The organism is Neoroseomonas soli, from assembly GCF_018129065.1.
In the GTDB taxonomy this organism is placed as follows: Bacteria; Pseudomonadota; Alphaproteobacteria; order Acetobacterales; family Acetobacteraceae; genus Neoroseomonas; species Neoroseomonas soli.
This window is the reverse complement of sequence record NZ_JAAEDM010000065.1, coordinates 19,143-28,074: the sequence shown is the minus strand read 5'-3', so window position 1 is coordinate 28,074 and position 8,932 is coordinate 19,143. Positions and strand designations below refer to the sequence as shown.

General features: G+C 70.3%; 9 protein-coding genes. 5 read left to right on the top strand and 4 right to left on the bottom strand.

All coding sequences use genetic code 11. The features are described 5' to 3' along the window. A partial coding sequence (locus GXW76_RS19130) for a hypothetical protein (protein ID WP_408904379.1) occupies window positions 1-530 on the bottom strand: 530 nt, incomplete at its 3' end. A gap of 234 nt (window positions 531-764) precedes the next feature. Here GXW76_RS19130 and GXW76_RS19125 point away from each other — a divergent pair. Then, a complete protein-coding gene (locus tag GXW76_RS19125; RefSeq protein WP_211863700.1) occupies window positions 765-1,097 on the top strand; it encodes a hypothetical protein in 333 nt (110 codons plus the stop codon). Between the two features lie 129 nt (window positions 1,098-1,226). Here GXW76_RS19125 and GXW76_RS19120 read toward each other — a convergent pair whose 3' ends face one another. From GXW76_RS19120 to GXW76_RS19110, 3 genes are read right to left on the bottom strand one after another with little or no spacing between them, the layout of a single operon-like run. Beyond that, on the bottom strand, window positions 1,227-1,640 hold the full coding sequence (locus tag GXW76_RS19120) for a Rieske (2Fe-2S) protein (protein WP_211863699.1): 414 nt from the start codon (window positions 1,638-1,640) through the stop codon (window positions 1,227-1,229). After that, on the bottom strand, window positions 1,640-2,746 hold the full coding sequence (locus tag GXW76_RS19115) for an amidohydrolase family protein (protein WP_211863698.1): 1,107 nt from the start codon (window positions 2,744-2,746) through the stop codon (window positions 1,640-1,642). Before GXW76_RS19115 ends, GXW76_RS19120 begins: the two co-directional genes overlap by 1 nt. After that, a complete protein-coding gene (locus GXW76_RS19110; RefSeq protein ID WP_211863697.1) occupies window positions 2,743-3,804 on the bottom strand; it encodes an amidohydrolase family protein in 1,062 nt (353 codons plus the stop codon). The genes GXW76_RS19115 and GXW76_RS19110 overlap by 4 nt, the downstream gene beginning before the upstream one ends. 174 nt (window positions 3,805-3,978) lie before the next feature. Here GXW76_RS19110 and GXW76_RS19105 point away from each other — a divergent pair, with 174 nt between their 5' ends. The 4 genes from GXW76_RS19105 to GXW76_RS19090 are packed head-to-tail and all read left to right on the top strand — an operon-like array spanning window position 3,979 to window position 8,920. Continuing rightward, window positions 3,979-5,016 (top strand): MBL fold metallo-hydrolase, encoded by a 1,038-nt coding sequence (locus tag GXW76_RS19105; RefSeq protein WP_246514522.1) that lies wholly within the window; start codon window positions 3,979-3,981, stop codon window positions 5,014-5,016. 3 nt (window positions 5,017-5,019) lie between these two features. Then, entirely contained in the window at window positions 5,020-6,654 is a 1,635-nt protein-coding gene (gene ggt / locus GXW76_RS19100) for a gamma-glutamyltransferase (RefSeq protein WP_211863696.1), read from the top strand. Continuing rightward, the gene (gene add, locus GXW76_RS19095; protein ID WP_211863695.1) at window positions 6,654-7,703 is read left to right on the top strand and encodes an adenosine deaminase; all 1,050 of its coding nucleotides are present in this window, start codon (window positions 6,654-6,656) and stop codon (window positions 7,701-7,703) included. The genes ggt and add overlap by 1 nt, the downstream gene beginning before the upstream one ends. Next, a complete protein-coding gene (locus GXW76_RS19090; RefSeq protein ID WP_211863694.1) occupies window positions 7,700-8,920 on the top strand; it encodes a M20/M25/M40 family metallo-hydrolase in 1,221 nt (406 codons plus the stop codon). The genes add and GXW76_RS19090 overlap by 4 nt, the downstream gene beginning before the upstream one ends. The last annotated feature ends 12 nt before the right edge of the window (window positions 8,921-8,932 follow it).

Here is an 8,932-nt window from a genome sequence, read left to right as displayed (position 1 = left end):
CGCAGGGGCGGCGGAGCAGCGCGGGGCGGTTCGGCGGCTGGCGCCCCTTCGGCGGCGAGGCCCGGCGGCAGGGCGGCGCCATAGATGCCGCGCAGATGCTGCAACCGCGCGGCGGGGTCGCGCAGTGCGCCCGGCGGCGCGAGGCCCCAGCCGGTCAGCAGCGGACGGTCGTCCAGCGCCAGCACGGAATCCGGTCCCGCCAGCACCAGCGCGCCGCGCAGCAAGGGGTCCGCCATCAGCGGTGCCAGCGCGGCGAGTTCCGCCTGCAAACGCTGCTCGACCGCCGCGCGGCGCTGCGGCGGCAGGGCAGAGAGCGGCACCGGTTCCCCAGCCCCTTCCGCGTACCAGGAGACGGAGCCGGCATTGCGCCCATTGCCCCAGGTGACGACGGGTTCGGCAAACAGCGCCGCGCGCTCCGCGCCAAGCAGCGCGCGCAGGCGGGCATCGGCCTCCAGCACGGCGGCGCCGCCCACCGTGACGGGCTCGAGCCCCTGGAGGTCGGTCTTCAGGATGAAGCGCGGGCTCGCCATGGTCTCGTGGGCTCCGGGCGGTAGGCGGCTGCGGCGCGTCCGAATCCCGCGCCTCGGGTTGCGACTGTAAGGGCCAGAGTGTTGCGCGAGAATGGCGCCGGCGTGGCGGTCATCACCTTGCGACGGCGCAATGCGTTGCGACGGTGAAGCGCTTCATGCGGCGTGACGTGGCGCCGTTGCGCCCGGCGCCGCGGCGGCGCATCCCTTTGCCGCCCTGCCCGAGGAGGCCCGCCGATGCTCCGCATCCTCGCCCTTGCGCTGCTGGTCGCGGCGCCCGCCTTCGGCCAGGTCCTGCCAACGCAAAAGCCGCCGCCGCTCGGTGCCGGCGCCGTGCCGCCGCCCGCCATGGCCGCGCCCGCCCGGCCCCAGGCGCCTGGCTCGGGCGGCAGTTGCGCGGCGCCGCTCGCCCAGGGCTGCCTGCGGATGCAGTCCTCCTGCCAGATGGCGTGCCCGCCCCAGTGGAGCACGAACCCCTCGGCCCCCGCCTTCACGACGAATGACCGGGCGGGCTGCATGCAGCGCTGCTTCCAGCAATACCTGTCCTGCCAGCGGACCTATGGCTGTTGACTGTGCTGGACCCCGCACTGCGTTCCCTGTATGTTCCTACCCACCAACGGGCGGTCCGCGCCCTTCGGCGGCCGATAAAGGGCTAAAGGGGTAAAGTTCCTAAAGCAATAAAGTGCCACCCGGGGCCTCTCACGCCTCCAGCACGACGTAGGAATCCTCGACGCGCACCGGGAAGGTTTCGGCCTGATACGGGCCTTCGACCAGCGCGGCACCTTCCTCCACCGCCACCGGGAATTGCCGCACCTTGGTCCGGCGCGGGTCGAACCAGGACTTGCCCGTGCGAATGTCGAATTCCCACTGGTGCCAGGGACAGCGGATGAATTCCCCGGAACGCGAGAAGCGATAGGTCCCAGGTTCCTCGGATTGCGTCAGCCCGCAGAGGATACCGCCCGACAGCGCGCCGCCCTGGTGCGGGCAGCGGTCGAGCAGGGCGAAGAACTCGCCTTCCAGGTTGAACACCACGATGCGCTTGCCGGCGGCCTCGACCACCTTGCGCCCGCCGGGCGGTATCTCCGCCGCCGGCGCCACCACATGTCTTGCCATCAGAACCCGAACAACTTGCGTGCGTTGCCGCCATAGATCGCCGCCCGCCTGTCCTCCGGGATGAAGGACGGGATCGCGAGCCGCGGATCGTCGAAATCCCAGTGCGGATAGTCGGAAGCGAAGAGGATCCGGTCCCACCCGATCCATTCCATGGTGTCGAGCAGATGCTCCGGCCGCTCCGGTTCCTCGATGGGCTGGGTGGAGACGAAGACATGCTCACGCATGTATTCGGAGGGCGCGCGCTTCAGGTGCGGCACCTCGTCCTTCAGCCGCTTCCAGGTCGCGTCCAGGCGCCACGCCAGCGAGGGCATCCAGCCGAAGCCGCACTCGATCATGATGACGCGCAGGGTGGGGAAGCGTTCGAAGATGCCTTCCACGACCATCGACGCGACCTGCGCCTGCGCGCTGGTCGCGTGTTCCTGCACTTCCTCGACGTAGAAGGAAGGCCAGCCGCCATTCGTCATGGCGTGGCCCGAATAGCCGAAGGCATGGATGCCGACCGGCAGGCCCGCTTCCGCCGCGGCTTCCCAGATCGGCCAGTAACGCCGGCGGCCGAGCGGCTCGCAGGTGCGGCTCATCAGCAGCACCTGGCAGAAGCGCTTGTCGCCGGCCCAGCGGCGGATCTCGGCGGCGGAGGCCGCGCCGTCCTCATAGGGCACGACGATGGAAGCCTTGAGCCGCGGCTCATGGTCCACCCAATGTGCGAGCTGCCACTCGTTCACCGCGCGCGAGAGCGCGATCGAGAGCCCATCGTTCACATCCCCCTGCCCTGATGGCTGCAGGGGATTCAGCACGCCGAAGTCGAGCCCGTAGCGATCGAGCAACTGCTCCTGCAGGAAGGGCAGGTCCGAGGCCGGCGGCCCGCCGCCCGGTGGCCAGGCATCGCGCCGGCAGGCCAGCGGCGCCGCCTTCGGGAAGGGATAACCCTTGGCGAAGCCGTGCCGCGCGTGGATGCCGTAGGTGGCGAGCCGGTGCCATTCGGCATCGGTCAGGAACGGTCGGAACTCGGAAAGGTCGCGCACCCGCGGATGGATGTCGCAGTCCACGAGGCCGAGCGTGGCCGCCGCCGGGCGCCCCGGAGACGCGATGGGCCGGACGAGGTTCATGCGCTTCCTCCTTCCCGCAGGCGAGCATAGGTCGCGCGCGGATTGTCCACCATGATCTTCGGCAGCAGCCCTTCCGGGAAGCCGGGCGGAACCGTCGCGTCGCCGTCGAAATGCGCATGCGGCCAGTCGGTGGCCCAGAGCAGCATCTCATCCGAGCGCAGGTGGTCGAGCAGGCGGGAGACCGTCTCGCCATCCTCCGGCGCGTCGAAGGGGCGGATGGTCATGCGGACGTGGTCGCGCACGATCTCTGCGGGCGGGCGGTCGAGCCAGGGCACCTCGAAACGCACGCCCTTCCAGGACTTGGTCAGCCGCCAGAGGAAACCCGGCAGCCAGGAGACGCCGGATTCGACCAGCACCACCTTCAGCCCCGGATGCTTCTGGAACACGCCCTCCGTCACCAGCGAGGCCAGCGACGCCTGGAAGCCGTAGGAGTTCGACGTGTATTCCTCGACATACCAGGAAGGCCAACCCACGGAGGTCGGCGGATGCCGCCAGGCGCTGCCCGCATGGATGGCGAGCGGCAGCCCGTGCTTCTCCAGCGCCGCATGCACCGGCCACCATTCGCGCCGGCCGAGCGGGATCTCCCCCATACAAAGCACCATGCCCTGCACGAAGCGGATGTCGGGGGCGAGGCGTTCGATCTCGGCGACCGCTTCCTCCACCCCGTTGGGCAGCAGGATGGAGGCGCGCAGCCGCGCGTCGCGGTCCAGCCATTCCGCGCGCACCCAGTCGTTCACCGCGCGGGCCATTGCGGCCGACATGTCGCGGCTGAAGGGAAGCTGCACCGGAAACATCGGATTCAGGATGCCCGCCGCCGCGCCCCAGCGATCCAGGGCCTGGGCCTGCAATTGCGCCACGGTGGAAGGCGCGCCGCCCTTCGGCCCGCGCCAGTCCGCGCGCACGCTCGAAGGCGCATTGGGCGGGTAGGAAGAGCTTTCGAGCACCTCGATCCCGCGCTCGACCAGCGTGTGGCGCCAGTAGTCGTCCATGTAGGGCAGCAGCGTCGCGACCCCGGGCACGGCCGGATGCAGGTCGCAGTCTATGGCGGCAGTCGTCACGTTTCCTCCGCGCCATTGGTCGGCGTCGGCCCCAGGTTCGGCCCGATCGCCGCCGGGGGCAATGGGCAGGTCCCCGCCACCCGCGCCGGATGGCCTCGCCCGGGCGGCCCTGGCCGAGCCGCGCGCTATCCTGCCCGACCGACGGCAGCCATGCCGGGGGTGGGGATTGAGCCCATGCCCCTGCCGCGTCACGCTGCGCCCGACATGCACATCGACATCCCCCCGCCCGGCGAGGCCCGGACCATCCTGCCCGGCCTTCGCTGGCTGCGCTTCCCCCTGCCCTTCGCGCCGCACCACGTGAATGTCTGGCTGCTCGACGACGGCGAGGGCTGGACCGCGATCGATGCCGGCGTCGCCAATGACGAGACGCGCGGCAACTGGCAGGCCGCCCTGACCGGCGAGGCCTTCGGCAACCGCCGCCTGACCGGGCTGCTGATCACGCATTTCCATCCCGACCATGCCGGGCTGATGGGCTGGCTTTCCGCCGGGCATGGCGTGACGCCGATGATGACGCGCATCGAATGGCTGCAGGCGCGCTCCCTGTGGTTCGACACCGGCGAGGAGATGCTGGAGCACCAGGCGGAATTCGCCCGCATCGCCGGCGCGCCGGAGGATTACTGCACCTTCCTGCGCCAGCGCGGAGCGCTCTACGTGCGCTCGGTTTCGCTGCTGCCGCGCGCCTTCACCTGCATCGCCGACGGCGACGTACTGCGCATCGGCGGGCGGGAATGGCGCGTCATCACCGGCCAGGGGCATGCGCCGGACATGGCCTGCCTCTACTGCGCCGAGGAGAAGGTGCTGATCGCCGCGGACCAGATCCTGCCGCGCATCTCCCCCTATGTCGGGCTGCATGCGGGGGAGCCGATGGCCGACCCGCTCGGTGCGTTCCTGTCCTCGCTGGGGCGCTATCGCGACCTGCCGGAGGATACGCTGGTGCTGCCCTCCCATGGCGAACCTTTCCGGCCGCTGCATGGGCGGCTCGATGCGCTGGACGCGCATCATGCCGAACGGCTCGCGGCGCTGGAGGACGCCTGCCGCGCGCCCGCCACCGCGCATACGCTGTTGCCCTCGCTGTTCCGCCGGCCGCTCGACCAGGGCAGCCTCGGCTTCGGGATCGGCGAGACGCTCGCGCATCTGCGCCGGCTGGAAGCCATGGGCCGGGTGGAACGACTGCCCGGCGCCGACGGCGTCATCGTCTGGAGAAGGAAGTAGGCCATGGCGCGCCCCGTCCGTCGTATCCCGAAGCCGCGCGCGATGATCGTGGCGCCCCAGCCCGAGGCGGTGGAGGCCGGCGCCGCGGTGCTGGCCGCCGGCGGCAACGCCATCGACGCGACGCTGGCCTGCGCCTTCACGCAGGGCGTGGTGGACCCGATGATGTGCGGGCTCGGTGGCCTCGGCGTGCTGACCATCCACGACCCGCGCACCGGAACGCAGGTCGTGTTCGACGGGCTTTCCCCCTGCCCCGCCGGGGCGCATGCGGAGATGTGGTCCAACCTGTTCGAACGCGAATGCACCGACGGCTACGGCTTCGTGCTGAAGGGCGCGCCGAACGAGGTCGGGCGCAGTTCCGTGACGGTGCCTTCCATCCTGCGGACCTTCGCCGATGCGCATGCCGCCTTCGGGCGCATGGCCTGGGCCGACCTGTTCGGCGGTGCCATCGCCTGCGCGCGCGACGGCTGGATGATCCGCCCGCACGTCCACACCATGATGGTGGCCGACGAACGCGCCTATGGCCGCATCAACATCGCCGACAAGCTGGCGCACACGCCGGATTCCGCGCGGCTCTACCTGCGCGCGGACGGCACGCCGAAGCGGCCGGGCGAGCGCGTGGTGAACCCGGACCTGGCGGCGACGCTGGGGGTCATCGCGCGTGACGGCGCCGATGCCTTCTACACCGGCGAGATCGCCCGCCGCATCGCGGCGGACATGGCGGCGAATGGCGGTCTGATCACCGAGGCCGACCTCGCCGCCATACGGTCGCGTCGCGTGGAACCGCTGCGCGTGCCCTATCGCGGCCGCATGCTGGTGCTGCCGCCGCCGCCCGCGGGCGGGATCTTCGTGGCCGAGGTGCTGCGCATCCTCGAACATTTCGACCTGACCGGGATGGGCCATAACAGCCCGGCCATGATCGCCACGCTGGCGGAGGCGATGAAGATCGCCGGCATCGACAAGGACCGGCATGTCGGCGATCCGGACTTCGTGGACATCCCGCTCGACCGGTTGCTCTCCGATGCCTATGCCGCCGAATGCGCGGCGCGGATCAAGGCCGGCGAACGCGCATCGCTGGCGCGCGCCGGGACCGAGCCGAAGGGCACGACCACCATTTCCTGCGTCGATGCGGACGGGTTGGTGGTGAGCGTCACGCACACGCTCGGCATGCCTTCCGGCGTCATCCCGCCGGGGCTGGGATTCATGCTGAACGGGGCGATGAACTGGTACGATCCGCGGCCCGGGCGCGCGACCTCGATCGCGCCGGGCAAGCGGCGGTTTTCCTCCATGTCGCCGCTGATCGTGATGGAAGGCGATGCGCCGGTCGCGACGCTCGGCGCACCGGGCGGGGCCTGGATCGGCGTTGCCCTGTCGCAGGTGCTGGTGAACCTGCTCGACTTCGGCATGGGCATCCAGGAAGCCGTGCTGGCGCCGCGCATCAGCGCGACCAGCGAGACGCTGGACATTTCCCTGCGCGTCCCGCGCGCGACGGAAGCCGCGCTGAACGCCGACGGATACATGGTGAAGCGCGTGCCGACCACCTACGCCTTCGCCGGCGTGCACGGCATCGCGATGTGGGACGACATGCTGGAAGGCGCGGCCGATCCGCAGCGGGACGGCTACGCGGCCGGGGTCGCCTGATGGACCTCGCCGAATTCTGCCGCGCCATCCCGAAGGTGGAACTGCATGTCCATCTGCTCGGCGCCATCCGGTTGCAGACGCTGGCCGAGTTGGCCCAGCGCCAGGGCACCGGCTACTCGCCCGGGGAAGTCGATGAGTTGGCACGCCGCGACGCCAAGCCCAAGGGCGTGCTGCACATCCTGCGCGCGCTGGAACAGCGCATCCTGCGCGGGCCCGAGGACCTGCACCGCATCGCCTACGAATACCTGGAGGACGCCGCATCCCAGGGCGTGCGCCACGCCGAGATCTTCTGGAACCCGACCGGCACGGCGCGCGATTCCGGCATTCCCTATGCCGCCGGCGCGGACGCGATCCTCGCCGCCTTCGACGACGCCAAGCACGACCATGGCATCTCGGCGCTGCTGATCCCTTCCATCGACCGCGAAGGAACGCCCGAGGAAGCGGCCGAGATGGTGGAATGGATGATCGCGCATCGCCGCGACCGCATCATCGGCCTCGGCATCGACTACCGCGAGACGGACCATCCGCCCGAATTCTTCTGGAAGGCCTATCGCGCCGCGAAGCGCGCCGGCTTCCGCCTGACCGCCCATGCCGGCGAGTTCGGCTGCCACTGGCGCAATGTCGAGACCGCGATCGACCTGCTGGAGGTGGAGCGCATCGACCACGGCTACACCGTGCTGGACAATCCCGCGCTGGCGCGCCGCTGCGCCGAGCGGGGAATCATCTTCACCGTGGTGCCGACCAATTCCTACTACCTGCGCACGCTGGAACCGGCGCGCTGGGCGATCGACCACCCGATACGCCGCATGCCGCAAGCGGGACTGCTGATCCACCCCAACACCGACGATCCGCCGCTGCATCGCGTGGACCCGCAACGCTGCTGGACCATGATGGTCGAGGATTTCGGCTTCGACCTCGACGACCTGCGCCGCTTCATGCTCAACGGCATCGTCGGGGCCTTCATACCCGAGGACGACAAGCGCGGCCTCGCCGCCACATTCTCCGCCGAGTACGAACGCCTCCGCGCCGATCTGGACATTGCTGCATGAACCCCACCGAGACCATCGCCGCCATCCGCGCCGACGAACGCTTCGCCAAGGCGAGCGCCACGCTGGCCGCCGAACACGACCGCATCGTGCGCGACGTCGTCACGCTGACCGAGATCCCCTCCCCGCCCTTTGGCGAGGAGAAGCGCGCGGCCGCCTATCTGGAGATGCTGCGCGCCCACGGCCTCGATGAGGTCGAGCAGGACGAGATCGGCAATGTGATGGGCCTGCGCCGCGGCTTCGGCAATGGCGATATCCTGGTGGTGGCGGCGCATCTCGATACCGTCTTCCCGGCCGGCACCGATGTGCGCGTGCGGCGGGAGGGCACCAAGCTCTTCGCGCCAGGCGTGTCGGACGACACTTGGTCGCTGGCGGTGAACCTCGGCTTCATCCGCGCGCTGGATGCAGCCGGCATCCGCACGCGGCACGACATTCTCTTCGTCGGCGACGTAGGGGAGGAAGGGCTCGGCGACCTGCGCGGCGTGCGGCATCTTTTCGCGAAGTCCCGCCACCGCGCGCGCTTCCGCGCCTTCCTGACGGTGGACAGCCCAGAAGTGGCCCAGATCGTCGCCGGTGGCGTCGGTTCGCGCCGCTATCGCGTGACCTTCCGCGGGCCGGGCGGGCATTCCTATTCCGCCTTCGGCCTGGTGAACCCGATGTATGCCATGGCGGAAGCAGCCCGCGGCCTGGCGGCGGTGGAAGTGCCGAAATCGCCGCCGACCACCCATTGCGTCAGCGTCGTCTCCGGCGGCACCTCGATCAACGCCATCGCCAATGCAGTGACGATCGAGGTGGACCTGCGTTCGGCCTCCGCGGCGGAACTGGACAAGCTCGACAAGCGCTTCCTGCAGATCGTGGACGAGGCGGTGGCGACGGAGAACGCGGCGCGGTCCACCAGCGCCGGGGTGATCACCGCGGAACTCACCCGCGTCGGCGACCGCCCTGCTGGCGAGACCCCGGCAGGCGCGCCGATCCGCGACTTCGCCGCCGCCTCCGTCAGCGCCGAGGGCTACACGCCGAGCTTCGAGTTCTCCTCGACCGACGCGAACGTGCCGATGAGCCTCGGCATACCCGCGCTGAAGGTCGGCGCCGGCGGGCGCGGTGGGCGCGCGCATTCGCTCGAGGAATGGCTCGACGTGGAGCCGCAGGAATGCCTGCGCGGCATGCGGACCAGCCTTGCGACGATCCTCGCGTTGGCGGGGATGGAAGGGATCGGCTGACGCGGCGGCGGT

What these genes read in the sequence shown, in the direction of transcription:
- GXW76_RS19125 (WP_211863700.1), top strand. Translation starts at nt 765, where the DNA reads ATGCTCCGCATCCTCGCCCTTGCGCTGCTGGTCGCGGCGCCCGCCTTC.
- GXW76_RS19120 (WP_211863699.1), bottom strand. Translation starts at nt 1,640, where the DNA reads ATGGCAAGACATGTGGTGGCGCCGGCGGCGGAGATACCGCCCGGCGGG.
- GXW76_RS19115 (WP_211863698.1), bottom strand. Translation starts at nt 2,746, where the DNA reads ATGAACCTCGTCCGGCCCATCGCGTCTCCGGGGCGCCCGGCGGCGGCC.
- GXW76_RS19105 (WP_246514522.1), top strand. Translation starts at nt 3,979, where the DNA reads ATGCCCCTGCCGCGTCACGCTGCGCCCGACATGCACATCGACATCCCC.
- ggt (WP_211863696.1), top strand. Translation starts at nt 5,020, where the DNA reads ATGGCGCGCCCCGTCCGTCGTATCCCGAAGCCGCGCGCGATGATCGTG.
- add (WP_211863695.1), top strand. Translation starts at nt 6,654, where the DNA reads ATGGACCTCGCCGAATTCTGCCGCGCCATCCCGAAGGTGGAACTGCAT.
- GXW76_RS19090 (WP_211863694.1), top strand. Translation starts at nt 7,700, where the DNA reads ATGAACCCCACCGAGACCATCGCCGCCATCCGCGCCGACGAACGCTTC.